This window comes from Gordonia aichiensis NBRC 108223 (genome assembly GCF_000332975.1).
Taxonomy (GTDB): Bacteria; Actinomycetota; Actinomycetes; order Mycobacteriales; family Mycobacteriaceae; genus Gordonia; species Gordonia aichiensis.
Map to the genome: position 1 here is coordinate 1 of NZ_BANR01000033.1, position 22,597 is coordinate 22,597.

27 protein-coding genes and 1 tRNA gene are annotated in these 22,597 nt (G+C 66.8%); 14 read left to right on the forward strand and 14 right to left on the reverse strand.

The features are described 5' to 3' along the window. Positions 1-50: 50 nt before the first annotated feature. Both GOACH_RS24390 and GOACH_RS24395 read left to right on the forward strand, forming a co-directional pair. Positions 51-401 (forward strand): hypothetical protein, encoded by a 351-nt coding sequence (locus tag GOACH_RS24390; protein WP_245551984.1) that lies wholly within the window; start codon positions 51-53, stop codon positions 399-401. A gap of 4 nt (positions 402-405) precedes the next feature. Beyond that, a complete protein-coding gene (locus tag GOACH_RS24395) occupies positions 406-780 on the forward strand; it encodes a hypothetical protein (RefSeq protein ID WP_227918563.1) in 375 nt (124 codons plus the stop codon). A gap of 224 nt (positions 781-1,004) precedes the next feature. On the opposite strand, the gene GOACH_RS20950 is transcribed toward GOACH_RS24395, so the two are convergent. After that, on the reverse strand, positions 1,005-2,285 hold the full coding sequence (locus tag GOACH_RS20950; RefSeq protein WP_174299167.1) for an integrase core domain-containing protein: 1,281 nt from the start codon (positions 2,283-2,285) through the stop codon (positions 1,005-1,007). A gap of 156 nt (positions 2,286-2,441) precedes the next feature. On the opposite strand from GOACH_RS20950, the gene GOACH_RS20955 reads away from it, so the two are divergent. Genes GOACH_RS20955 through GOACH_RS20975 form a run of 5 tightly spaced genes read left to right on the forward strand, consistent with a single transcriptional unit; the run spans position 2,442 to position 5,454 of the window. Then, positions 2,442-2,804, forward strand: a complete 363-nt coding sequence (locus GOACH_RS20955; RefSeq protein ID WP_005179499.1) for an ArsR/SmtB family transcription factor — start codon at positions 2,442-2,444, stop codon at positions 2,802-2,804. Next, on the forward strand, positions 2,801-3,904 hold the full coding sequence (arsB, locus tag GOACH_RS20960) for an ACR3 family arsenite efflux transporter (protein ID WP_005179505.1): 1,104 nt from the start codon (positions 2,801-2,803) through the stop codon (positions 3,902-3,904). The genes GOACH_RS20955 and arsB overlap by 4 nt, the downstream gene beginning before the upstream one ends. Next, on the forward strand, positions 3,897-4,580 hold the full coding sequence (locus GOACH_RS20965) for an arsenate reductase ArsC (protein ID WP_005179509.1): 684 nt from the start codon (positions 3,897-3,899) through the stop codon (positions 4,578-4,580). Before arsB ends, GOACH_RS20965 begins: the two co-directional genes overlap by 8 nt. Positions 4,581-4,621: 41 nt before the next feature. Further along, entirely contained in the window at positions 4,622-5,047 is a 426-nt protein-coding gene (locus GOACH_RS20970) for an arsenate reductase ArsC (protein WP_012834432.1), read from the forward strand. Next, positions 5,044-5,454 carry an arsenate-mycothiol transferase ArsC gene (locus tag GOACH_RS20975; RefSeq protein WP_005179518.1) on the forward strand — a complete coding sequence of 137 codons (411 nt, stop codon included), beginning with the start codon at positions 5,044-5,046 and terminating at the stop codon, positions 5,452-5,454. Before GOACH_RS20970 ends, GOACH_RS20975 begins: the two co-directional genes overlap by 4 nt. A 22-nt stretch (positions 5,455-5,476) precedes the next feature. Here the strand turns inward: GOACH_RS20975 and GOACH_RS20980 are convergent, their stop codons facing one another. Then, positions 5,477-5,962 carry an ArsI/CadI family heavy metal resistance metalloenzyme gene (locus tag GOACH_RS20980; protein ID WP_005179519.1) on the reverse strand — a complete coding sequence of 162 codons (486 nt, stop codon included), beginning with the start codon at positions 5,960-5,962 and terminating at the stop codon, positions 5,477-5,479. Between the two features lie 97 nt (positions 5,963-6,059). On the opposite strand from GOACH_RS20980, the gene GOACH_RS20985 reads away from it, so the two are divergent. After that, entirely contained in the window at positions 6,060-6,422 is a 363-nt protein-coding gene (locus GOACH_RS20985; protein ID WP_005179521.1) for an Rv2640c family ArsR-like transcriptional regulator, read from the forward strand. Positions 6,423-6,938: 516 nt separating this feature from the next. Beyond that, positions 6,939-7,151: a hypothetical protein gene (locus GOACH_RS20995; RefSeq protein WP_005179525.1), complete on the forward strand. Its 213-nt coding sequence runs from the start codon at positions 6,939-6,941 to the stop codon at positions 7,149-7,151. Positions 7,152-7,623: 472 nt separating this feature from the next. Here the strand turns inward: GOACH_RS20995 and GOACH_RS23875 are convergent. The 5 genes from GOACH_RS23875 to GOACH_RS21015 all read right to left on the reverse strand — a co-directional run bounded on the left by GOACH_RS23875 (position 7,624) and on the right by GOACH_RS21015 (position 10,010). Further along, positions 7,624-7,745: transfer RNA gene (locus GOACH_RS23875), tRNA-Leu, on the reverse strand. Continuing rightward, complete coding sequence (locus GOACH_RS21000; protein ID WP_005179528.1) at positions 7,700-8,368, reverse strand: helicase associated domain-containing protein; 669 nt, start codon at positions 8,366-8,368, stop codon at positions 7,700-7,702. Before GOACH_RS21000 ends, GOACH_RS23875 begins: the two co-directional genes overlap by 46 nt. Next, positions 8,368-9,057, reverse strand: a complete 690-nt coding sequence (locus GOACH_RS21005) for a helicase associated domain-containing protein (protein WP_005179533.1) — start codon at positions 9,055-9,057, stop codon at positions 8,368-8,370. The genes GOACH_RS21000 and GOACH_RS21005 overlap by 1 nt, the downstream gene beginning before the upstream one ends. Before the next feature lie 57 nt (positions 9,058-9,114). Next, complete coding sequence (locus GOACH_RS21010; protein ID WP_005179548.1) at positions 9,115-9,303, reverse strand: hypothetical protein; 189 nt, start codon at positions 9,301-9,303, stop codon at positions 9,115-9,117. Then, positions 9,300-10,010, reverse strand: coding sequence for a helix-turn-helix transcriptional regulator (locus GOACH_RS21015; RefSeq protein WP_229742889.1), 711 nt, complete (start codon positions 10,008-10,010; stop codon positions 9,300-9,302). The genes GOACH_RS21010 and GOACH_RS21015 overlap by 4 nt, the downstream gene beginning before the upstream one ends. An 837-nt stretch (positions 10,011-10,847) precedes the next feature. Between GOACH_RS21015 and GOACH_RS24400 the strand changes: the two genes are divergently transcribed. Next, positions 10,848-11,405, forward strand: coding sequence for a hypothetical protein (locus GOACH_RS24400; protein WP_005179554.1), 558 nt, complete (start codon positions 10,848-10,850; stop codon positions 11,403-11,405). 143 nt (positions 11,406-11,548) lie between these two features. On the opposite strand, the gene GOACH_RS21025 is transcribed toward GOACH_RS24400, so the two are convergent. The 6 genes from GOACH_RS21025 to GOACH_RS21050 form a co-directional block, all read right to left on the reverse strand. Continuing rightward, positions 11,549-11,890, reverse strand: a complete 342-nt coding sequence (locus GOACH_RS21025) for a hypothetical protein (RefSeq protein WP_005179558.1) — start codon at positions 11,888-11,890, stop codon at positions 11,549-11,551. A gap of 312 nt (positions 11,891-12,202) precedes the next feature. Further along, the gene (locus GOACH_RS21030) at positions 12,203-12,793 is read right to left on the reverse strand and encodes a cadmium resistance transporter (RefSeq protein ID WP_005179560.1); all 591 of its coding nucleotides are present in this window, start codon (positions 12,791-12,793) and stop codon (positions 12,203-12,205) included. A gap of 93 nt (positions 12,794-12,886) precedes the next feature. Further along, positions 12,887-14,464 (reverse strand): DHA2 family efflux MFS transporter permease subunit, encoded by a 1,578-nt coding sequence (locus GOACH_RS21035; protein WP_005179563.1) that lies wholly within the window; start codon positions 14,462-14,464, stop codon positions 12,887-12,889. Beyond that, the gene (gene lspA, locus GOACH_RS21040) at positions 14,415-14,945 is read right to left on the reverse strand and encodes a signal peptidase II (RefSeq protein ID WP_005179567.1); all 531 of its coding nucleotides are present in this window, start codon (positions 14,943-14,945) and stop codon (positions 14,415-14,417) included. The genes GOACH_RS21035 and lspA overlap by 50 nt, the downstream gene beginning before the upstream one ends. After that, positions 14,942-16,906, reverse strand: coding sequence for a heavy metal translocating P-type ATPase (locus GOACH_RS21045; RefSeq protein ID WP_005179568.1), 1,965 nt, complete (start codon positions 16,904-16,906; stop codon positions 14,942-14,944). Before GOACH_RS21045 ends, lspA begins: the two co-directional genes overlap by 4 nt. Beyond that, positions 16,903-17,292, reverse strand: a complete 390-nt coding sequence (locus GOACH_RS21050; protein ID WP_005179570.1) for an ArsR/SmtB family transcription factor — start codon at positions 17,290-17,292, stop codon at positions 16,903-16,905. Before GOACH_RS21050 ends, GOACH_RS21045 begins: the two co-directional genes overlap by 4 nt. Positions 17,293-17,407: 115 nt before the next feature. Between GOACH_RS21050 and GOACH_RS24405 the strand changes: the two genes are divergently transcribed. The 3 genes from GOACH_RS24405 to GOACH_RS21060 all read left to right on the forward strand — a co-directional run bounded on the left by GOACH_RS24405 (position 17,408) and on the right by GOACH_RS21060 (position 20,025). Then, entirely contained in the window at positions 17,408-17,956 is a 549-nt protein-coding gene (locus GOACH_RS24405; RefSeq protein WP_005179572.1) for a hypothetical protein, read from the forward strand. Then, positions 17,881-19,668, forward strand: a complete 1,788-nt coding sequence (locus tag GOACH_RS21055; protein WP_235434486.1) for an MMPL family transporter — start codon at positions 17,881-17,883, stop codon at positions 19,666-19,668. The genes GOACH_RS24405 and GOACH_RS21055 overlap by 76 nt, the downstream gene beginning before the upstream one ends. A 135-nt stretch (positions 19,669-19,803) precedes the next feature. Then, complete coding sequence (locus GOACH_RS21060; RefSeq protein WP_005179582.1) at positions 19,804-20,025, forward strand: hypothetical protein; 222 nt, start codon at positions 19,804-19,806, stop codon at positions 20,023-20,025. A gap of 612 nt (positions 20,026-20,637) precedes the next feature. On the opposite strand, the gene GOACH_RS21070 is transcribed toward GOACH_RS21060, so the two are convergent. Beyond that, entirely contained in the window at positions 20,638-21,015 is a 378-nt protein-coding gene (locus tag GOACH_RS21070) for an ArsR/SmtB family transcription factor (protein ID WP_005179587.1), read from the reverse strand. A gap of 124 nt (positions 21,016-21,139) precedes the next feature. Between GOACH_RS21070 and merA the strand changes: the two genes are divergently transcribed. Then, the gene (gene merA / locus GOACH_RS21075; RefSeq protein ID WP_005179588.1) at positions 21,140-22,576 is read left to right on the forward strand and encodes a mercury(II) reductase; all 1,437 of its coding nucleotides are present in this window, start codon (positions 21,140-21,142) and stop codon (positions 22,574-22,576) included. Positions 22,577-22,597: the final 21 nt, after the last annotated feature.

Sequence of the window (22,597 nt, forward strand, 5' to 3'; positions counted from 1 at the left end):
GCGCCGTCATCATCGTCGTTGCGGCCTCATTCACCCTGAGCTTCACAGCACTGAGCGACCTCGCCCGCATGTCCGGGGCCATCCCGGACCGCCTGACCTGGCTCCTACCCGTCGTGATCGACGTCTTCATTCTGCAAGCCACCTGGTGCGTCTACGCCGCGACGACGCCGGCAAGCGATACCACTTCGCGATGCTGGCGATCTCCAGCACAGTCAGTGTCGCCGGCAATGCCGGCCACGCATTCCTGGCCAGCGACCAGGGGTCATGCACGGCCTGATGGCCGTGGCCATCGCCATCGTGGCGCCCCTGGCCCTGCTGGCAAGCATCCACGGCCTGGTCATGCACGTCTGGGCCGGCGGGGGAGTAACCGCGCACAACCGGACGCCGGACGTCGAGCATGACCCTGTGGACAGTGCACCCCATGCACACCCGCAGGTCAGCGCACCGACAGAGCCGCACCCGCAACACAACAATGCACAGGACGACGCAGACACCTCGCCACTGAGCCTCACGGACCTCGACGCACAGATCACCGACTCCGACCTCGACCTGGCCCGACTCGTGTGCAGCCGAGGTCGCAACGACGACCGTGTGGTCGCGCGCGTACTCGTCGCCGAACGACTCCGAGTCCACCGCGAGCAGACCGCCGACCTCACCGGCGTGCACAGAACCACGATCGGCCGTTGGCGCGACCTCGCGGCCGAGTGCACCGCCGACGCGTCGCCGCGCAGCGAGCGTGTGCACACAGCGGATCAGCCCGCACTCGCCCACGCCCACTGAGCACGCCAGGCAATCGTCTCGTGAGTACGCCGTGAATACATGAGTCGGCGGGGGTGCGTGTGGTCCCAGACTTCCCGTTCCAGGCACACCCCCACCTACCCGAACAGACTACACATGCATCGAACACCCATTCGAGAACCGGGGTTAGACTCTGTGCATGTTCGTGTGATGTATCGGGACATCGGTGACGTTTCTGCATCTGGACATTGGTGACACTTGGTGTGTCAGGACTTCGGTGACGGTGCGGTCTTCTTGGTGGGGCGTGGGCCGCGGGGTTGTCGATTTCCGACGTAGGTGATTCCTGGGGCGGGTCGGGGGTGTTCGACGAGGACTTCGCCTTCGGTGTTGGCGATGACGATTGTGTTGTCGTCGGTGACAACGAGGACCTGGTCGAAGGCGTGGTCCACATCGACCATGTAGGTGACTGCGTCCACGCTGATGGTGCCGGAGGTGCTGACAGTTCTGGCCAGGACGCCGTCGGGTAGGTCGGTGGGTTGCCGCTGTGCGGGCCGAGGGCGTGGTGTCGGCGGATCGAGCAACGGCCGACCGAATTTGGGGTGTGGCGCGTCGGCTTTCGGTGTTGCCTGCCAGGCGGTCAACGGTGTGACCCGCCCGGGCAGTCCTTGGTGAGGCCGCTCGGTGTTGTAGATGTGGTCGAACGCGTCGACCTGGGCCTGCAACTCGGCCAGGGTGTCGGCAAGTGGCTGTTTGTCCAGGTAGCGGAACAGTGTCTGGTGGAAGCGTTCGTTCTTGCCCTGCGTGGTGGGCTTGTAGGGCTTGCCGGTGATTGTTTCGACTCCGAGCGCGTGGGCGTGTTCGACGAGTTGACCGATGCGGCCGCGGCGTGAGGGGTTGAAAGCGGGCCCGTTGTCGGTGAGGAGTCGCTGGGGCACGCCGTGAGCGGTCACCGCCTTGTCGAACACCGCGATCGCGGCGTCGGAGGTCTCACCGGCGGCCACGTGGGAGCCCACGGCGTAGCGAGAGTGATCGTCGATCAGTTGCAGGATGACGCACGTACGTCCGCCGGTCAGAACGTATTCGGTGCCGTCGAGTTGCCAGCACGCATTCGGTGCGGGATAGACGAACCGCCGCCACGCCGAGCGGGGCTTCTTTTTCGGTTCACGCCGGGCTACTCCGGCATCGCGGAAGATGCGGGCCAGCGATGCTGTCGAGGGGACCTGTGCCATGCCCATCGACCGCATCTTGTCGTGCACGCTGATCGGTCCGTGGTCCAGACCCGACCTTTCCAAGGCGGCGCGCACCGCCACCGCTTGTGACTTGACCTCGTCACTGAGCGCTGACGGGCTCGACTTTGGGCGGCGGGTCCGCGGTTCGAGGGCTGCCGCGGGCCCCTCGACTTTGGCGCGTTTACGCAGCTCGTAGAACGACTTTCGAGAAATTCCGTGTTCGACGCAGAATGTTGAGACCGCTCCGCGGGGTGCATCATCAGGCCACTGCGAGATAGCTAGCCGGACGACAGGGTCGATAGGTTCATTAACAGCCACCGTCTGAGCGTTGAATGCGGCACGTGAGCTGACCCGAGGATGGCGGTTCGATCGGAGCCCAACCGGTTGCTTGTCGTGGACACCAACGCGAAAGCGCAAGCCTGCTTCCAGGTCGGCCACCTTGTCGCCTGCATCGACGTGTGTCAATATTGACGCGTGTCGAATAAGAATCTCCTGCTGCCACCCGGCCGCGGCCTCAGTAGCGACGAGACCGAGGCTGTCACCCCACTGTTGAAGGCACTCGCTGATCCGGTTCGACTGCGGTTGCTGTCGGAGGTCGCTGCGCATCCGGGCGGCGAGGCGTGCGTGTGCGACATCTCCGGGCCGTTCGAGCTGTCGCAGCCGACGATCTCGCACCATCTGAAGGTGCTGCGCCAGGCGGGTCTGGTGACCAGCGAGCGCCGCGCGACCTGGGTGTACTACCGGGTGAACACCGAAGCGCTGCAACAACTGTCGGGCCTGCTGGGCGATCTCGCCACGGTCGTGGGGGAAACGCGGTCGTGTGAGGCCGACCAGTGACCGCCACCGACACCGCGGTCGCGGGCAAGTTGTCGACGCTGGACCGGTTTCTGCCGGTGTGGATCGGCGCCGCGATGGTCGCCGGACTGCTGCTCGGTCGAGTCGTCCCCGGCCTGGGTGACACTTTGGCGGCGGTCGAGCTCGACGGCATCTCGCTGCCGATCGCCCTCGGATTGCTGATCATGATGTATCCGGTGCTGGCCAAGGTGCGCTACGACCGACTCGACTCGGTCACCGGTGATCGTCGCCTGCTACTCGGGTCGTTGGCGTTGAACTGGATCATCGGACCGGCGTTGATGTTCGCGCTGGCCTGGCTCCTGCTCCCGGATCTGCCGGAGTACCGGACCGGACTGATCATCGTCGGCCTGGCCCGATGCATCGCGATGGTCATCATCTGGAACGACCTGGCGTGCGGCGACCGCGAAGCCGCTGCTGTTCTCGTCGCACTGAACTCGGTGTTCCAGGTGGTCATGTTCGCCGTGCTGGGTTGGTTCTACCTCTCGGTGTTGCCCGGATGGCTGGGCCTGGAGCAGACCACCATCGACACCTCGCCGTGGCAGATCGCGAAGTCGGTGCTGATCTTCCTCGGTATACCCCTGGTCGCAGGCTTCCTCACCCGCCGCATCGGCGAGCGAACCAAAGGCCGCGACTGGTACGAGTCCTCGTTCCTGCCGCGTCTCGGGCCGTGGGCCCTTTACGGGTTGCTGTTCACCATCGTCATCCTGTTCGCGTTGCAAGGTGAGCAGATCACGTCGCAGCCGTGGGACGTCGTGCGGATCGCTCTGCCGCTGCTGATCTACTTCGCGGTGATGTGGGGCGGTGGGTTCGTGCTCGGGGCCGCGATGGGGCTGGGGTATGCGCGAACCACCACGCTGGCGTTCACCGCCGCGGGCAACAACTTCGAGCTCGCCATCGCCGTCGCGATCGCCACCTACGGTGCAACATCCGGCCAGGCCCTGGCCGGAGTCATCGGACCACTCATCGAGGTCCCCGTCCTCGTCGCCCTCGTGTACGTGTCCCTGGCACTGCGGAAACGCTTCACCACCCCAACCACTGCCTCCAGCCCGGATGTGTCGAAGGAGCCGGCTCGCGATGCCTGAGGATCTGTTGGACGAGCAGCTAAGTCGCAGTGAACACCGCGCGCAGCCCGAACTGTTGATGCCCCATGCCGTGCTCGCCCGTACCGCCGCTGACCTGGCCGCCAAGTATGAGGGGGTGGTGTCTCGCCAGACGGTGGAACGCTGTGTGTTCGAGTCCTACACCGCCTTACGGCGCACCTCCCGGGTGCATGCGCACCTGACGACCTTGGCGGGCAGGTTCGCGGCTGATCGGTTACGCGCCCTGGCCCAGTCCGATGGATCGGTGCCCAAGGATGTGCCCGAAGTTCTGTTCGTCTGCGTCCAGAACGCCGGCCGCTCACAGATGGCCGCCGGATTGTTGACCCACCACGCCGCCGGGCGGGTACACGTGCGCTCCGCCGGGTCAGCCCCCGCGCACTCGATCAACCCGACCGTCGTCGAAGCAATGACCGAGATCGGCGTCGACATGGGCACGCAGTACCCCAAACCGCTCACCGACGATGTAGTCGCCGCCGCCGACGTGGTCGTAGCCATGGGTTGCGGCGACGCGTGTCCGATCTATCCCGGCAAACGCTATCTGGACTGGACGGTCGCGGACCCCCAGGGCCGTCCCCTCGACGAGGTTCGCGCGATCCGCGACGATCTTGACGCCCGAGTTCGTGGTCTTCTCACCGAACTCACCACCGAACGTGTGTGACGTATCTGATGTTCCTTCACAGCTGAAAGGGCTTGTGTCTCATGTCTACATCTCGACCTAGGGTGCTATTTGTGTGTGTCCACAACGCTGGCCGCTCGCAGATGGCCGCCGGTTTCCTCACCGCCTTGAGCCAGGGCAGCGTCGAGGTCCGCTCCGCCGGATCTGCTCCCGCCGACTCCATCAACCCGGCCGCGGTCGAGGCGATGGCTGAAGTCGGTATCGACATCTCCGCACAGTCACCGAAGATCCTCACCCCCGACACCGTCGAATCCTCCGACGTCGTGATCACCATGGGCTGTGGCGATGCGTGCCCGGTGTTCCCCGGCGTCAGCTACCGGGACTGGGCTCTCGACGACCCAGCCGGCCAAGGCATCGACGCGGTCCGCCCCATCCGCGATCAGATCCGCGGACTCGTCGCGAACCTCCTCGACGAACTGGTACCCGCCGACCAGCAGGTCGGCCAATGAGCACACCACCGCAGGTGTTGTTCGTGTGCGTGTCCAACCGCGGCAAATCGGTGATGGCCGAACACCTCACACCGACAGTCACCGACCGGATCACCCCATCCTCAGCCGGCACCAACGCGAAAATCGGCGGCCAGGTCAACGAACTGTCCGCCCAGGTACTCGCCGAAGTCGGCGCCGACGTCGTCGGACATCAGCCGCGGCAACTCACCGATGAACTGATGCAAGCCGTGGACCTGGTCGTGGTGGTCGGCACCGCCGAGGTCACCCCACCCGACGGCGTCGCCCTCGAAGTGTGGGACACCGACGAACCCTCCGGACGGGGCATCGACGGTATCGAACGAATGCGGCTGATCCGCGACGACATCACCAACCGGATCCGCGCCCTCGCCGACCGCATCGCGCGGTAGGCGAGAACGCGAACCGAGGCTGTCAGCAGCAGGCTGTGCGCGCCTCGGCCTGGTCTGCGGCGTTGCCGCCGCAGCACACCGAACCCTGCTCGGCGTCCTCGGTGGCGTTCTGTTCCAACAGTTTCGGGCTGGTCCCGAACGTCTCGGAGTCAGCCAGCACGGTGTAGACCTCCCACTTCTCCTTCGCCGGCCCGGTCACCCACACCTTGTCCTGCGTCGCGAAACAACAGGTGGAGTTGATCTCCTCCTGGGTGAACAGACCCTCCCCGGACAACCGGGCGATCTCGGCGTGCACCTTCTCGCTCGACTCGACCTCGACGCCGAGATGGTTGATCGTGCCGCCCTGGCCGGGATTCTCCAGCAGCACCAGCTTCAGTGGCGGCTCGACGATCGCGAAGTTGGCGTATCCCGGCTTGCGCTTGGCCGGGGTGGTGTTGAACAGCTTGGAGTAGAACTCGATCGCGGTATCGAGATCATCGACATTGAGCGCGAGCTGCATACGGGACATGACCATCACCTTCACCTGTGAGACATATATCGAACTACTGACACCTGCAGGGTGCCACCTTTTCGACATATGTCAAGTACCAGGGTATGGTCGGGTCATGCCGAAGGCCCTGCCGATGGTCGACATCAGTGCCCCGATCTGCTGTGCGCCCGTGTCGGCGGCCCCTCTCGATGACGACACCGCCCTAGAAATCGCTCTGCGGCTCAAGGCGCTGGCCGATCCGGTCCGGATCAAACTCGTCTCGATTCTGCTCACTGACACCGGTGAGGGGATCTGCACCTGCGACCTCGCGACCGCGGTCAGCCTCACCGAGGCCACCACGAGCCACCACCTGGGGCAGCTCCGCAAGGCCGGCATGGTCGCACCTGACCGACGAGGGATGAACGTCTACTACCGTGCCCGGCCAGAGTCGTTGGAAGCGCTGCGCAGCGTTCTCAGCGCCATCACGGGGTGCTGCTGAACCGTCGCAGGCGCGGTCAGTTGAGCACCTGCGTCAGGCCCCCCTCATAGGCAACCGCGCCACGCAACGCAAGGCACATAGCGGTGCGTGGCGGAAACCAAATGAAGAAGTGTCACCACCAAGACCCCTCACTCTGTCACCTATGGCCTGATGCAGAACTGTCACCGATGTCTTGCGAGATGACACTGATGGCATGTTCGACCACTGGCCCGACACCCGAACACTACGCGTGGTCGACCCACCGAGGCCCGTGCTGATCGACATGGCGATCGCTGACCCGTCCTGCGGACGCTCGTATGCCGCCGGTGGGGGAGTGTCACTGCGAGTCCGCGCATCCGGTGCCCGGATCGAACCCACCATGAACGCGCTTCTCTTAGCGTGGCTCCAAACTTCAAACGGCCTCTGGCGCGGGATATGTCAGATGCCAGTCGAGAGCGCCAACCGCGTCTCCTCGGCCACGATCACCATGTGGGTGCCGCCCGAGGCGCTGCAACCGAGACAGGACGCCGCCGAGCGATGACCGAGAACAACGATGCCGGGGCCGGGCCCACCAATCGCGTCGCACCTAAACGCGGTCGCGTCGCGATAGGGGAGCTGACGTTGATCGTGCGGCCGGCCGGTAGGCCGGCAGACGTCCGGGTCTACACCGACAATGAGGCGACCGAGGCTCAGGCGTACGCCGACGAGGTTGGCGGACAGGTCGAACGACTCGGGGAAGCCACGAGCTGACTCCGCTGGCGCTGCGCTGCCGCCCTCCCCGGCGGGTCGGTTGCCACAGGGCCATCGTGGTTGCGTTGTGCAGGTGGGCGATTCGCAGCCCGGGGTTTTGTCGGTACGCAAGCCTTTCCACGAAGGATGCCGCCAGGCGAGGCGAGGGGCCGGGCGAGTGCCCGGCCCCCTCGCTGGGGCTAGCTGAGGATGTCTACAACGAGATGGGCTGTTGCGATGAGGATCTGGATGATCCCGAGGATGACCATCGCTTCCATTTTCACCCCCTTCCGAAGGTCTGAGTGGCTGAACCACGTGGGCCCTGGGTGCGGATATAGCTCCGCCTGGACCTGTGACCACAATCAGACCCTCAGAGTTGGAGGGAAGCCCTCATAGAAAGAGGGATGTGAAACTTAGCACGTCACATGCCGGAGATCAATAGGTTTCCCAGGAGAATTTGGTGCGAGCGATGTGCGCTTGCCTGCGAGGGCCCTGGTGCCCCCGGTCAGACTCGAACTGACACTGGACGGGTTTTGAATCCGTTGCCTCACCGCGCGCCGTATGTCGGATCAGGAGCGGCGTTGTGCGGTCCACTGCCAGTCCGGGAACTCGGCCTCGATGCGGCGGATCCGCTCGGTGGCGAGCTGACCTCTACGGTAGTCGGCGCGGCGGTTGGCGACCCACTGTCCGATCGCGAATCCTTCGATCACCGCCCGATTTCGGGCGTTGCTGGTGCCGTGCGCGGCGACATACCGATGCAGGTGCGCGATCCCGACCTCGAATGCGGCGGCCGCCGCCGTGGCCTGAGGCGACCACTGCCAGTCAGGAAACTCGCGCTCAAACACCTCGATCCGCTCCGCCGACAGTCGGCCTTTGCGGTAGTCGGCGCGACGATTCGTCACCCACTGTCCGAGGGCGAATCCGTCGAACACCTCATGCTGACTCACGGTGCTCGTCCCATGTGCGGCGACGTAGCGGCGCAGATGCGCCAGGCCGACGTCGAACTGCGCGTCGCGCACACTCCACTGCCAGTCCGGGAACTCGGTCGCGAGCCGTTCGATCCGCTCGGCCGACAGTCGGCCCTTGCGGTAGTCGGTGCGTCTGCTGGCCACCCACACGTCGATCGGGAACCCGTCGATCCTTGCGCCGCGCGGGGGAGAGCTCGAACCCTGTGCGGCGACGTAGCGATGCAGATGCGCGAGCCCGACCTCGAACCGTCGGTCATCAGGACCACCCATTACAGGCCACCGATCGTGCCCTGAGTCGAGCTGGTTCGGATGGTCCACTGCCAGTCCGGGAACTCGGTCTCGATACGGCGGATCCGCTCGGCCGACAACCGGCCTTTGCGGTAGTCGGCGCGGCGGCTCTGGATCCAGGTGCCGATCGGGAATCCGTCGATCACATCACGCCGGGGGGCGTTGGGGGTGCCGTGCGCGGCGACATACCGATGCAGGTGCCCGATCCCGGTCTCGAACGCGGCCGCGAATACTGCGGTCTGAGGGGTCCATTGCCAGTCAGGGAATTCGCGCTCAAACACCTCGATCCGCTCCGCAGACAGTCGGCCTGTGCGGAAGTCGGCGCGACGATCCCTCGTCCACTGCCCCAACGGGAATCCGTCGACCACCTCGTCGTAACCCACGCGGCTCGTCCCATGGGTGGCGACGTAGCGGCGCAGATGCGCCAGGCCGACGTCGAACATCGCCTCCCGTACGTTCCACCGCCAGTCCGGGAACTCGGTCTCGATACGGCGGATCCGCTCGGCCGATAACCGGCCCCTGCGGTACTCGGTGCGCCGGCTGCCGACCCAACTCCCGATCAGAAATCCGTCGATCGTCGAACCGTGCGGCGGCGAGCTCGAACCGTGCGCGGCGACGTAGCGATGCAGATGCGCGAGCCCGGCCTCGAACCGCTCCTCATAACTACTCATTCGAAGCTCTCCAGCTCACTCGATCAGCACCCCGGATCAGCGTCATCGGTTCCAGTCCTAGAAGTACACGGAACGGACGATCACGAACGAGATCGCAGCGGCAACGCTGGGCAGCACGAAGATCGCTGCCAAGATCGCCACGAAACGGACGGTTGTGGCCGTCGACCGCATCGCCTGGCCGATCGTTTTCCATGCGTACTTCGACCACGTGTGCGGCGGCCACGGTGGCGGTGTGCTCGCAGTCATGATTTCGCCTCCTGGGCAGCCTTTTTGGACTTCTTGCGTTCGTTCAACCTGCGCTTGCGCCGCGCTACGCGTCGTCGCGCCGCCCTCTCCTCGGTGCTGAAAACACCCGTCAACCCATAGTGGTGATGCTTGACGTACCCGAGCTTCGCGGACAGGTCTTCCTCCCACCGCAGTCGCTCCTCTATCAGGCCAGCGGCCATCAGCTCCTGGATACCCTTTGTCACCGTCTTGCCTGAGATCCCGTACCAGTCCTGCATCTTCTCCCGGAGGAGCTCGACGTCAGGCTTCTTCGTTGTCTCCTTCAAGACGATCAGCAGCACCGCGAGGGCGGCAGGACTCAGCGTCGCGAAGTGCTGCTCTGTCCAGAACTCATGAGGGAGGGTGAAGTAGGCGTTGTACCAATCCTTCTTCTGACCAGCCGGTGCAACGTAGTCGTCCTTCCCGTCCTCGCGACGCGGGACGATGCGGGTCAGTCGCCCTTCCCTTTTACGTTCGACCAGTCCCAGTTCCTCGAGCTCGCCCCACGTTCGCGACAACGTAGACGGCGACCAGGTGAGCGCGTTCGCTGTCCCCGGCCCCTCCGCGGTCAGTGCGCGAACCCACACCTCGGCCGCCAGCGGAGTGTGTCGCAAGGAGAGCCACGGCCACCACGTCAGCAGCAGCAGATAGAGGACCAGCGCGCGGTGATGCCGACCCTTCGTCAGCACGCCCACCGTGCTCGGCCGCGGCTTCGTCTCATCAGGCTGTTGGACGAGGACAAACCGGTTGACTGAGTACCTGCGCGGCGACCAAGAGAGCAACTTCTCCCGCGTCGCACCTGGGCTCGGTGCGGGTGGGGGAGGCGAGGGGACCGTGCCAGATCCAGACGCCGGAATTTGCTTGTCCATGAGCGTCAGCTTGCCACGAAACGGGAACCTATCGAATCCGGATCGGAAGCCTGCCGATTGCGGTGCCGTTCCATCTCATAGGGAATGCGATACTTAATGCGATGCTAAGTGCGACACTTATGCGACGCTGATGCGAGATGCCACACCTCGATTTTGCAGATACGCGTAGTCGCTTGTTTCGCGACAAGACCATTGAGGTGATCTCAGATTTCTGTCGATCCGGCGTTGGTAACCCGGCGGATTGGGCATGTAGGCGTCCGGCGGTGCGCTTCGCGACTCGCTATCAGTGCGAGGAGCCGGTCGCCGATCCGTAGCTGATGTAGAGGCGGCGGGATCGTGTTGCGGTGGGAACCTCGGCAACGCGGCCGCGTCGAGCTGGCGACCTGGCCCTCATCGTGCGGGCGGCCACCCGGCCAACCCGCCGGGAGCTCCGTACTACACCGCTGATGAGCTCGACGAGGCCCAGGCCCAGGCCCAGGCGCACGCCGACCAGACCGGAGGACGGGTCGACCGGCTCGCGTAAGTCGTAAACCCGTCTCCGGTGCGCTCTGCCGCCCTCCCTCGACGGTCGGTTGCCGCAGAAGTGGCGTCGTCACGTCCGGTAGCCGTCTCGACGTTTTCAGGCCGCGTCGGACCCCTCGCATAAGGTTGTTCCCCATGCTGACAGCCTGGGCCGACGAAAGCGGGTCGCGGCCGGACATGGACCCCGGCGCGTACTTGATGTCGGCCGCCCTGTGCGATGAAGAAGACGTAGACGCCCTCCGTCACAGGATGGAAGCTCTACGCCTAGCCGAGCCTAAAGTGCACTGGCACGGCAGCAGCGAACAACGCCGAACTGAGCTCGTCACTGCGGTCGCGCAGCTCCCTCTGACCGGGTTCGTTGTTGTGCACGTTGACAAGGACTCCTCGGATCGGCGACACCGACGAAAGTGTATGGAGTTCCTACTCCCACATCTCGCTGATATGCCGTGCTCCACGATCACTCTCGAATCACGCGGTCAACAGGACGCCAGCGATATGGACATGCTGCAAAAGCTCCGCGCGCAACGCGCCGTGGCCTCGACACTGCGGATCGATCATGCTGTCGGTCGTAACGAACCGGCCCTGTGGGTTGCCGATATCGTGTGCGGCGCCGTCGTGCAACATCGCTGCGGCCGCGGGGACTACCTCGACATACTCGGCGCCGGAGTCGAAATACACACCATCGGCCCCTAAAAGACCGCGAGCCACAGGCCTCGTCGTCCGGCGAGTAATCCTGTGGCTCACTTCCAAACCCACCGCAATGGGCTGGCTACGGCTCCGATTGTAGCCTCACTACGTGGCTACACGCCACCCACGCCCGACGCCGTGAAGGCTTGTCACACCCTGTCCCTCCAGCGCTCGTTCGCCGACTGCCGTGTCATCCCGGCCGCTGCCCCGATGTCAGCCCATGACCGGCCCAAACGGCGAGCCCTAGCCACCGCGACGTCGAGTCGCGCGTCAGCCTCCCTGCGGGCATCCGCGGCGGCGCGGATCTCGGCCTCGACATCGAGAGGGTCGAGATGGTCACGCTGCCACACCGCGCGTGCGGCCTCCGCGACCTCAGGCCGATCGTCGGCATCGACGTCGCTGTCGGGGGCGAACACGCGATGCCGGGCGAGGTCCTCGAGGGACGCTGAGGGCACCCGCGCCCACTGCACCGGATCGGTCCAGGTCGACACCGCGGAACTGGACCGGCTGGCGCAATCGCACCGCAACAACCAGCCGACAATCTCGGCCGACGGCCGACGACGATCATCGTTCGGCCGCCGCTAGGCGCGGTAGAAGCCCCACGTTGCCGGAGGCCTTGAACTACGTCGATGGTAGTAGTGCCACAGTGGTAGTAGTGCCACAACGGTGCAGCGCCCCTGAGCACAACCATGGACCAACCGAAGGACGGCTGTCTACCGGTTACGGCCTCGAATAGCACTTCATTCTTTGGAGCCGATCGCCGCTGTCCTCCGTGATCTGGGCCGTGCAGACCGGGACGACGGTCAGAGGCCGAATGCGCCGCCGCTGACGAGGATGACGATTCCGAGAACGATCAGCACGAGCGGGAACAGGATGTGTTCCCACCGTTCCAAGATCTCGGCGATGGCCTTGCGGGTGGTGAGGAACTTCGCGGTGAACACCAGCACGGCGACCAAGAGCAGGAACACGACCGAGTAGGCGACGATCGCCGCTGTACCCACGGTCGCGAAGACCGGGACGTAGACGCCGATGTTGTCGCCGCCGTTGGCGAAGGTCACCGCCGCCACCGTCCAGACCGCGACCTTCTTGCCCTCGAACCGTTCATCGTCGTCGCCGTTGTTGCGCCATGCTCTCCAGGCGGCGAGCAGACCGAGCAGCAGAGGAATGAGCCCGAAGTAGGCGATGGCTTCTTCGGGCAGCAGCGCCGTGACTCCCAGCGCTACGAGGACCGACGCGGCGAGGATCGCTCCGAAACCGAGATATTGTCCGGTCGCGATGGCGGCCGTTGTTCCGCGGGTTCCCGCGCCGCGGGCGAAGAACAGCGAAAGCACGATGATGTCGTCGATGTTGGTCACCAGGAAGAGTCCGATGGCCTGCAGGATCGAGGTAACCATTCCGGCGGATGCCCTTTCTCTGGGAGTGCACTGCTGCTCGGCTGACACGCAGTTGTGTCGCGTGCCGTAGCCGCTGTCATGGGAGTGGCTATTTCAGTTTCGATCACGCGCCGGTGATGTCGGCGCGGGCGCAGGAGTGTGGTTGGGGAGTTTGGCGGCGATGGCCGCGGCCAGTAGTGCGCTGATGGCGGCGCTGGCAAGGAACACTGCGGACATGGCGTGGCTGTAGGCGTGGGCGCTGGACGCGGCCAGATCGGCGCCCGCTGGGCCGGGAATCTGGGTCGCGGCAAGTTGCGCTCCGGCGATGTTGTCACGCGCCGCGCTGACCACTGGTTCGGGCAGGCCGCTCAGGTGGGGGTCGAGGTCGCGGGTGTAAACGACGGTGAGCAGGGTGCCCAGGATCGCGACGCTGAACGCGGCACCGACCTGTCGAATGGCCATCAGCAACCCAGCTCCTGCGGCGCTGCGATGCTCGGGCAGGCTCGCCATGACCGCGTCGACAGCCGGCGCCAACGCCAGCCCGGCTCCCAGGCCCACGGTCGCCAGGCACACCGCGACGAAGCCGTAGCCGGAGTCGACGGTGATGCGGGATGCGAGCACGAATCCGGCCGCGGCGATCACCATGCCGGTGGCGATCGGGATTTTGGCGCCGAGTCGGGTCACGATCTTGTCCACAGCGGCTGCGGCGACGATGATCGCCAGCACCAGAGGCACCAAGCGCAGGCCGGTGCCGAAGGCGTCGTGGTAGCGCAGTATCTGCAGGTATTGCGGCAGCACGAACAGCACGCCGACCAGGGTGAAGGTGCCCGCGGTTGCGGCCAGGGTGGGCCAGGTGAAGGCCGGATTGGTGAACAGTGCCAGATCGACCAATGGGTCGCGGGCACGGCTTTCCCACACCAGAAATCCCGCGATCAGCCACACACCGGCCGCCAGAGCCGCGAGCACGACGGGATCGGTCCACCCGTACGCGGGAGCCTGGATGATGCCGAATACCAGCGCCGCCGTACCGGGCACGGCGGTGAGGATCCCGAGCCAGTCCAACGCCGGTGCATGCGGGTCGACCGATTCGGGCAACAGCACCACACAGGCAACCAGGGCGGCGACACCGACCGGGACGTTGATCAGAAACACCGAGCCCCACCAGAAATGCTGCAGCAGCCAGCCACCGACGATCGGCCCCAGCGGCAACCCGACACCCAGTGCACCGACCCACACCGCGATCGCGCGGCGACGCTGGTCGGGGCCGAACAGGGTCGGCAGGATCCCCAGCGACAGCGGCACGATGATCGCGGCCCCGATGCCCATGACCGCGCGGGCGGCGATCAGCGAGCCGGTGGACCCGCTGAAAGCGGCCCAGGCCGAGGCGGCGACGAAGGCGACCAAACCTATCAGCAGCAGCCGTTTGCGACCGTAGCGGTCACCGAAGCCGCCGGCGGGCAGCATGAGCGCGGCGAAGACCAGGGTGTAGGCGTTGACGATCCACTGCAACTGGGTGGTGCTCGCGCCGAGGTCTTGGGCCAGGGTGGGCAGGGCGACGTTGAGAACCATCAGGTCCAGCCCGACGGTGAGCAGGGCGACGACCAGCGCCGCCAGCCCTGCCCACCGACGTGACGGGCCCGGCTCAGTCCCGGTCGTCGGCGTGGTGTTCGGGTGAGAGTGGTTCTCGCTCATCGGAGTTTCCGATCAGAGTGGCGATGATGAGGGCGGTCGCGCCGAGCACGATGAAGGTGTCGGCGAGGTTGAAGGTGGGCCACCAGCCGGTGTGCAGGTAGTCGGTGACCACACCGTCGGGGGCCCGGTCGATGACGTTGGCGGCGGCACCGCCCAGGATCGCGGCGAGCGCGACGCGGGTGAGCAGGTTCGCGCGCGGCGCGACCACCCATCCGCCGACCGCGACCGCGGTGGTGATCACCGTGGTGAGCGTGAGCATCACCCAGCTCGGTGCGTCGGCGGCGATCGAGAACGCCGCTCCCGGGTTGAACGCCAACTTAAGGTCCACCGGACCCGCCTCGATCGGGGCCCCGGCCAGCGTGGTCTGCGCCCACGCTTTGAGCGTGAGGTCGATACCGGCCAGCGCGGCCGCGGCAGCGACCCACCGCAGTCGCCGCCCCCACCGCGACACGGTGGGAGCAGACGACGCGGTGGCGGTCACGCGGGCGCTCCGGCCAGTACCGGTGCGGGCTTTGCCGCCGAATCGGTCAGCGAGGCCAGGGGTTTGGTGCGTCCGGCGCGGACACCGTTGGCGATGACGACGATCTCGGCGAGTTCGTGCACCAGCACCACCGCCGCCAACCCGAGAATCCCGAACAGCGCGAGCGGGATCAAGATCGTGATCAACCCCAACGACAAACCGACGTTTTGCAACATGATCCGGCGAGCCCGACGAGCGTGCTCGAGAGCCCGCGGCAGGTGCCGCAGGTCCTCACCCATCAACGCCACATCCGCGGTTTCGATAGCGACATCGGTGCCCATCGCGCCCATCGCCACACCGAGGTCGGCGGTTGCCAGTGCGGGGGCGTCGTTGACGCCGTCGCCGACCATCGCGGTGAACCGGTCGCTGCGCAGTTCGCCCACGATGTGGGCCTTGTCCTCCGGGCGCAGATCCGCGTGCACGTCCTCGATCCCCGCCTCAGCGGCCAGAGCGGCGGCGGTGCGGGCGTTGTCACCGGTGAGCATCGAGACCCGGATTCCCAGCGCGTGCAATCGGTCGATGACCTCGTGTGCCTCGGGCCGCAGTTCGTCGCGCACAGCGATCGCACCGATCACCTGGCCGTCGAGCTCGATCAGCACCGCGGTCGCCCCCGCGTGCTGCATCCGTTCCACATCGGCGGCCAGAACACCCGGTTCGATCCAGCCCGGACGGCCCAGCCGCGCCCGGCGTCCGTCGACGCGGCCGGTCAACCCGGCACCGGTGACCGCCTCGACGTCGGTGGCGGGAGTGACGGTGTCGACGGCGGCGAGGATGGCGCGGGCGAGGGGATGTTCACTGCGCGATTCCAGCGCGGCCGCGACCGCCAGCACCCGGTCCCCGTGCACACCGCCGGTGGCGGCGATCTCGACGACGGCAGGCTTGTTCGCCGTCAGCGTGCCGGTCTTGTCCAGCGCGACCTCGCGCACCCGGCCCATCGCCTCGAGTGCGGCACCGCCCTTGACCAGCACACCCAGCTTGCTCGCCGCACCGATCGCGGCGACCACGGTCACCGGCACCGAGATCGCCAGCGCGCACGGTGAGGCGGCGACCAGCACCACCAGCGCACGTTCGATCCAGGTGACCGGATCCCCGAAGAGCGCGCCAATCACCGCGATGGCTGTGGCGGCGATCATGATGCCGGGCACCAGCGGTTTGGCGATCTTGTCGGCCAAGCGTTGAGCGTCGCCCTTGCGGGCCTGCTCGGCCTCCACGATCCGCACGATCCGTGCCAGGGAGTTGTCCTCGGCGGTCGTGGTGACCTCGACGGTCAGCACACCGGTGCCGTTGATCGCCCCGGCGAACACCTCCGCGCCCGGCCCGGCTTCCACCGGTACCGATTCGCCGGTGATCGCCGAAACATCCAGCGCGCTACGCCCGTCGACGATCACCCCGTCGGTCGCGACCCGCTCACCGGGGCGCACCAGCATCCGATCCCCGACGCGCAGCTCGGCAGGGGCGATGACGGTTTCGGTGCCGTCGCGTAGCACGGTGGCCCGGTCCGGTACCAGGTTCAACAGGGCGCGCAGCCCGCGGCGGGTGCGCGCGACCGCGTACTCCTCGAGGCCCTCGCTGATGGAGAACAGGAACGCCAGCATGGCGGCTTCGCCGACCTCGCCGAGGATCACCGCGCCGATCGCGGCGATCGTCATCAGCGTGCCGACACCGATCTTGCCCTTGGCCAGCCGTTTGAGCGTGGAGGGGACGAAGGTGTATGCACCGACGAGCAGTGCGGCGATCTCCAACCCCAACTCGACGGCGCGTGGGCCGCCGGTCCAGCCGACGATCAGTGCCGCGACCAGCAGCACTCCGGCGACCGCGGCGACGCGCAGTTCACTGACTTCCCAGAGCTTTTCGGGTTCGCGTTCCTCGGCCTCGCCGTCACCGGCGGGTTCGTCGTGGCCGCAGCCGCATGCGTCGCTCATGCTCGTACCTCCGCGCTCTCCGTCTCGGTGGTGGAGTCGGTGCCGTAGTTCGGGCACAACGCCACCGCATTGCCTGTCGCCGCGAGCAAGGTCTCTGCCGAGGCGAGTAGGTCCATCAACTCCGGGCGGGCCAGGCTGTAGAACACCTGCCGCCCTTGCGGGCGGCCCACGACCAGCCCGCAGTCGCGCAGGCACGCTACGTGCGCCGATACCGTTGACTGAGCCAGTCCGAGCCCGGCCATCAGGTCCAAGACCCGCGCTTCCCCGCACGCCAGCCGGTGCACGATCGCCAACCGTGTCGCATCGGAGAGGCTGTGGAACAGGGCCACCGCCGGATCCAACCCCTGCGTCTCGACGAGGCAACCCCCGCCGTCATTAATCGCCATAAAGCGATGATAGCGGCGAAAGCTATTGATATCGAGTGAGAGTGTGATTAATCTCGTTTCAACGATTACATCGTGATATGGCGATCAATTCGTGGTCGCTACGGAGGGAGAACGCGTGAACCAGCAGAAGTCCGCCGTCGTCGAGAACTCGCCTCAGCAACCATCGCCGCCGGGCTCGCCCGGAGTGCTATATCGGTGGGGCGTTCTGATGGCCCGGCGCAGACGTGCGGTCCTGGCGGTCTGGGGACTGCTGCTGGTGGTGTGCGCGGTGGCCTACCCGCTGCTCGAGAACCGGCTCGGTGCGATGGATTTCGGTGTCGAGGGCTCGGAGTCCACCGAGGTGGATCGCCTGGTTGCCCGGCACTTCCCGCAGTTCGGTACGGAACAGGCGGTCATCGTGCTGCAGTCTGGCGCGGTCACCGCCACCGACGCCGAGTTCCGTGCAGCGGTGGCTCGCACGATCACCGCCGCCACCGCGGTCGAGGGCGTGGTCGACGTCGTCGGCCCCTACGACGGGCTGCCCGGATCTGATCCCAGATCTCGGCCGACGGTCACGTCGCGATCGCGCTCGCCGGCATGGACGGCGACATGGCCGAACGCGCGAAAGTCGCGCGCGACCTGCAAGACGCCATCGCCACCACCGGCGACGATTCCATCGACGTAGGGGTCACCGGGTACTCGGCGGTACAGAACGCGGCCACCGAACTGCAGAACGCCGACCTGGCCCGCGCCGAGGCAATCGGCATCCCGGTCGCGCTGGTCCTGCTCGTCCTCGCCCTCGGCGCCCTGGCCGCAGCGGCGGTCCCGATCGCAGTGGCCATCGCCGGGATGCTGACCGCGGTCGGAGTGTTGTTCACCCTCACTGCTGTGACCGCGTTCGATTCGCTGACCGTGGCCATGGCCACCATGGTGGGCCTCGGCGTCGGTATCGACTACGCGATGTTCATCGTCAGCCGCTTCCGCGAAGAACTCACCCACCACACCGGGCCAGACCATGCCGCGATCAGCGGCGCCGTCGGTCGCTCCCTCGCCACAGCAGGCAAAACGATTCTGGTCTCGGGCTTGGTGGTGATGATCTCGCTGTGCGCGTTGATCATCATCCAGGCACCGATCTTCCGTGGCATCGCCATCGGCGTCGCCACCGCCGTCACCAGTATGCTCACCGTCGCCGTCACCCTGCTACCCGCCCTGCTCGCCGCCTTGGGCCCGGCTGTCAACCGCGGTAGTCTCCCGGCCCGCTGGCGCCCTGCCGACAGCGCCACCGACGCTCCCGGCGTTCTCGGTGGCCGCTGGGCGCGCTGGGCGTATCTCGTCATGCGCCGACCCGTCCTCTTCGGCACCGCGGCCGCAGCGGTGCTGGTCCTCGCCGCGCTGCCGGTATTCGGGATCCGCTACGGCCTCGACATGGGCACCACCGCCCTCGACGACACCCCGACCGGACGCGCCAGCACCGCATTGAACACCAACTTCCCGCCCGGAGCACTCTCCCCGGTCGAGATCATCGCCACCGGCCCCAGCGACACCCCACTCACCGCAGACGCCGAAGCACGGGTCAACCGATTCCTGACCGAGATCGACGGCGACGCCCGCATCGACACCGTCCTGCCCGCCCAGCTCAATGACGGTCGAATGCTCGCGATGGCGATCCCCTCGGTCACCTTCGACTCGATGGCCGCCACCGACCTCGTCCGCGACCTGCGCAACACAGCCGCCGGCGCAGCCGGAGCCGAGATCCGCATCGGCGGCAGCACCGCCGAATTCGTCGATCTCTCCGACGAAATGACCACCAAACTTCCGCTGGTCGTAGCCCTGGTGCTGACCGCCTCGCTGGTCTTCCTCATCGCCGCTTTCCGCAGTATCGCCTTACCCCTCAAGGCCATCGCGATGAACCTGCTCGCCACCGGCGCCGCCCTCGGTATCACCGTCGCGGTGTTCCAGTGGGGTCTGGGCGAGAACGTCCTCGACTTCACCAGCCCCGGATTCGTGCAGGTCTACCTACCCACCGTGGTGTTCGCGCTACTGTTCGGGCTCTCGATGGACTACGAGGTGTTCCTGATTCGTCGCATCCGCGAATACTGGGACGCCAGCGGCGACAACCAGCGCGCCGTCGCGGCCGGGCTCACCCACACCGCACGCCCCATCACCGCGGCCGCCGCGATCATGATCGCCATCTTCGCAAGCTTCCTCACCGCCGACATCCTCGAACTCAAACAACTCGGACTCGCCCTTGCCGTCGCCGTCGCCATCGACGCCGTCCTCATCCGCCTCGTCCTCGTCCCCGCCCTCATGCGCCTGCTCGGCGGCTGGAACTGGTGGCTGCCCGCCCTCAGGTTTCGCCCACCCAACACTCGCGCACCACGGGCCGCCGCTGAGTAGCGCGGCGATCAGACCAGGTTGATTCGTCGCGGACACGGGACCGGCCGCCGGGGCCACACCGCCCTCGGGGGCAACCGTCACGGCCGGTCTGACCTTCGAGTCGAGTCGAAGGTTCAGGGTCGCGGGGTGGTGATGATGCGTATTACCCAGCTGGCGCGGCGGAGCGGTGTCCCTGCCACCAGCTGCGGCTCTACGTCGGATCTGGCCGAGTTCGTGGAGGCCGGACCGTTCCTGGAAGCGTTCCTCGTGTTGATCGTCATCCCACTGACGCTGGCGTGGCTCACCCCAGGTGTACCGCGCGCCGGGACCGGGCAGCGGGTCTCGGCGCGCGGTGAGCACCGGCGATGGCGCCGTTGATGGCTACGGTGCTGATCACCGTGGTGGCCTCGCAGGCGCCAAACTCGGTGACGGCCTGAGCCAGGTCGCGGCGGTGGTGCGGGCCGGAGTGCCCGCGTCGCCGGAAGGTGTGGCTGCGCAGCCCTCATCGCAGCCGCGGGCGCGAGTCATTGGCGGGACCAGATCAGTCCGAGGAGCCCGAGTCCGATGGGCGAATCCGAGCGGTTGGAGCCATGACAGGCTCACCAGCAGCGTGCCGCTGCTCAGTGCTACGGCCGCGATCAGCAGCGGGGCACCACCGCGCAACAGCCCAGGCAGCAGTGCCGCGGTCCCGATGCAAGCCCGCCAGCGGCGTGTCTAGGTCGCAGCAGCCACAACGGCCTCCCCCGCAGCTCGCCGAGCCACCGCTGCCTGGCGCTGGGTTCGGTGTCGATGGGACAGGGCAGCAGGGGGATTCGCTGCGCTCGAGCAGGTCTTCGCGTCCGGCCGCCAGCGCGGCGGCCAGGGTGTCGCCGGACCGCGGTGAGTTCGGCGAGCTCGGCATCGACCTCGGCGAGCTTGACACCCAGTCCCAGCCGCGGTGAACCCGCCGACGGTGAGCGGCTGCCGAGACGTGAGGGCTGTCGAGGGCGTTCATGTCCGGTCACCGTCCGGTACCTGGTCGATGCGGGTGCAGCACGTCAGGGCGGCGGCGTTGTCGGCCGCGAGCAACCGGGCGAGCAGCACCAGTTCGGCCACGCGCGGGTCTCCGACCGTGTACCGCAGCTTCTTGCCGTCGCGGCGCGCGACGATGTATCCGCAATCGGCCAGACACGACAGGTGCACCGACACCCGCGGCTGGGAGATGCCGGCGTGGGCGACGCAGTCGGCCGAGGTGCGTTCGCCGGCGAGGATGTATTCCAGCAGCTTCAACCGGGTCGGATCCGACAGGGCGCGAAAGAACTTCGCCGTCGTATCCAGATGTGTGCACGCCAGCTCGTCGCCGGGCACGGCGGTCGTGGACCGGGACATGGGGCACCTCCACACCACTTGAACTATTCGCTTAAGCGCATAGTATGAGCCCTGTAGGTATTCGTCAATGCGAATAGCAGCCGTTGGCTGGCGACGCGGTTGCTCAACCCCTCAGGAGGCAGGCGTGGCCACGACACAATCCCGTCCGGATCTGGCGATCGTCGGGTCCGGTTCGGCGGCGTTCGCCGCCGCTATCGCCGCGGTCGGCCACGGCAGGTCCGTGGTGATGATCGAGCGCGACACCGTCGGTGGCACCTGCGTGAACGTCGGGTGTGTGCCGTCGAAGACGTTGCTGGCCGCCGCGGAGGCCCGCCACGCCGCAGCCGCCGCCGACCGGTTTCCCGGCCTGGGTGCCGCTGCGGTGCCGCTGGATTTTCCGGGCCTGATCGCCGGTAAGGACGCGCTGGTCGCGCAGCTGCGGGCAAACAAGTACATCGAGCTGGCGGGCGAGTACGGGTGGGAGATCGTCTCCGGCACGGCAGTGTTCGACGGCACGAGTGCGGCGCCGGGGTTGCGGGTCGGAGCGAACGACGGCGGGACCCGGGTGATCGAGGCTGGCCATTACCTGATCGCGACCGGTGCGACGCCGTGGATCCCGCCGATCGACGGTCTGGTCGAGGCCGGGTATCTGACCTCGACCACCGCCATGGACCTGAAGCGGCTCCCGGAGTCGCTGATCGTGATCGGCGGCAACACTGTCGGGCTCGAACAAGCCCAGTTGTTCGCCCGCCTCGGCACCCGGGTGACGGTGATCGAGGCCCTGGGGCGGCTGGCGCCGGGCGAGGAACCGGAAATCTCGGCCGCGATCGAGGCTGTCTTCGCCGATGAGCATATCGCCGTGTTGACCGCGGCCACCGTCGAGAAGGTCCTGGCCGGTGGCGGCCACAAGCTGGTGAGCGTGCGCACTCGGGCCAGGGTCAGCGAGCTGCGGGCCGAACACGTGTTGGTCGCGACCGGTCGCCGCCCGAACACCGCGGGGCTGGGCCTGGAGGCGGTCGGGGTCGGTGTCGACGGGCGCGGCGCGGTGATCGTCGATGACCGTCAGCGCACCGACAATGCCCGGATCTGGGCGGCCGGGGACGTGGCCGGGGGCCCGCAGTTCGTGTATGTGGCCGCCGCGCAGGGAACGCTGGTGGCCGACAACGCGTTCGCCGACGCGGATCGGGTCCTGGACTACGCCACAGTGCCGCGGCTGACGTTCACCAGCCCCGCCATCGCCGCCGTGGGGCTCACCGAGGCCGAGGCGGTGACGGCCGGATACCGGTGCCGGTGCCGGACGCTGGCGTTGTCGAGTGTGGCGCGGGCGCTGGTCAATCGCGATACCCGTGGCCTGGCCAAGATCGTCGCCGACGCCGATACCGGCCGGATCTTGGGCGTGCACGCGCTGGCCGAGGGTGCCGGAGACCTGATCACCGCCGCCGGATACGCGATGACCGCGGGTATGACCGTCGACCGGCTCGCCCACAGCTGGGCGCCGTATCTGACCATGGCCGAAGCGTTGAAACTGACCGCCCAGACCTTCACCACCGACGTGACGAAACTGTCCTGCTGCGCAGGCTGACGATCTCCTCCAGGAAAGGCC

Excerpts from the sequence above, each read along its gene's own strand:
- GOACH_RS20965 (WP_005179509.1), top strand. The coding sequence starts at position 3,897 with ATGCCTGAGGATCTGTTGGACGAGCAGCTAAGTCGCAGTGAACACCGC.
- GOACH_RS20970 (WP_012834432.1), top strand. The coding sequence starts at position 4,622 with ATGTCTACATCTCGACCTAGGGTGCTATTTGTGTGTGTCCACAACGCT.
- GOACH_RS20975 (WP_005179518.1), top strand. The coding sequence starts at position 5,044 with ATGAGCACACCACCGCAGGTGTTGTTCGTGTGCGTGTCCAACCGCGGC.
- GOACH_RS20980 (WP_005179519.1), bottom strand. The coding sequence starts at position 5,962 with ATGTCCCGTATGCAGCTCGCGCTCAATGTCGATGATCTCGATACCGCG.
- GOACH_RS20985 (WP_005179521.1), top strand. The coding sequence starts at position 6,060 with ATGCCGAAGGCCCTGCCGATGGTCGACATCAGTGCCCCGATCTGCTGT.
- GOACH_RS20995 (WP_005179525.1), top strand. The coding sequence starts at position 6,939 with ATGACCGAGAACAACGATGCCGGGGCCGGGCCCACCAATCGCGTCGCA.
- GOACH_RS21000 (WP_005179528.1), bottom strand. The coding sequence starts at position 8,368 with ATGGGTGGTCCTGATGACCGACGGTTCGAGGTCGGGCTCGCGCATCTG.
- GOACH_RS21005 (WP_005179533.1), bottom strand. The coding sequence starts at position 9,057 with ATGAGTAGTTATGAGGAGCGGTTCGAGGCCGGGCTCGCGCATCTGCAT.
- GOACH_RS21010 (WP_005179548.1), bottom strand. The coding sequence starts at position 9,303 with ATGACTGCGAGCACACCGCCACCGTGGCCGCCGCACACGTGGTCGAAG.
- GOACH_RS24400 (WP_005179554.1), top strand. The coding sequence starts at position 10,848 with ATGCTGACAGCCTGGGCCGACGAAAGCGGGTCGCGGCCGGACATGGAC.
- GOACH_RS21030 (WP_005179560.1), bottom strand. The coding sequence starts at position 12,793 with ATGGTTACCTCGATCCTGCAGGCCATCGGACTCTTCCTGGTGACCAAC.
- GOACH_RS21035 (WP_005179563.1), bottom strand. The coding sequence starts at position 14,464 with ATGAGCGAGAACCACTCTCACCCGAACACCACGCCGACGACCGGGACT.
- GOACH_RS21045 (WP_005179568.1), bottom strand. The coding sequence starts at position 16,906 with ATGAGCGACGCATGCGGCTGCGGCCACGACGAACCCGCCGGTGACGGC.
- GOACH_RS21050 (WP_005179570.1), bottom strand. The coding sequence starts at position 17,292 with ATGGCGATTAATGACGGCGGGGGTTGCCTCGTCGAGACGCAGGGGTTG.
- GOACH_RS21055 (WP_235434486.1), top strand. The coding sequence starts at position 17,881 with ATGGCCGAACGCGCGAAAGTCGCGCGCGACCTGCAAGACGCCATCGCC.
- GOACH_RS21060 (WP_005179582.1), top strand. The coding sequence starts at position 19,804 with ATGCGTATTACCCAGCTGGCGCGGCGGAGCGGTGTCCCTGCCACCAGC.
- GOACH_RS21070 (WP_005179587.1), bottom strand. The coding sequence starts at position 21,015 with ATGTCCCGGTCCACGACCGCCGTGCCCGGCGACGAGCTGGCGTGCACA.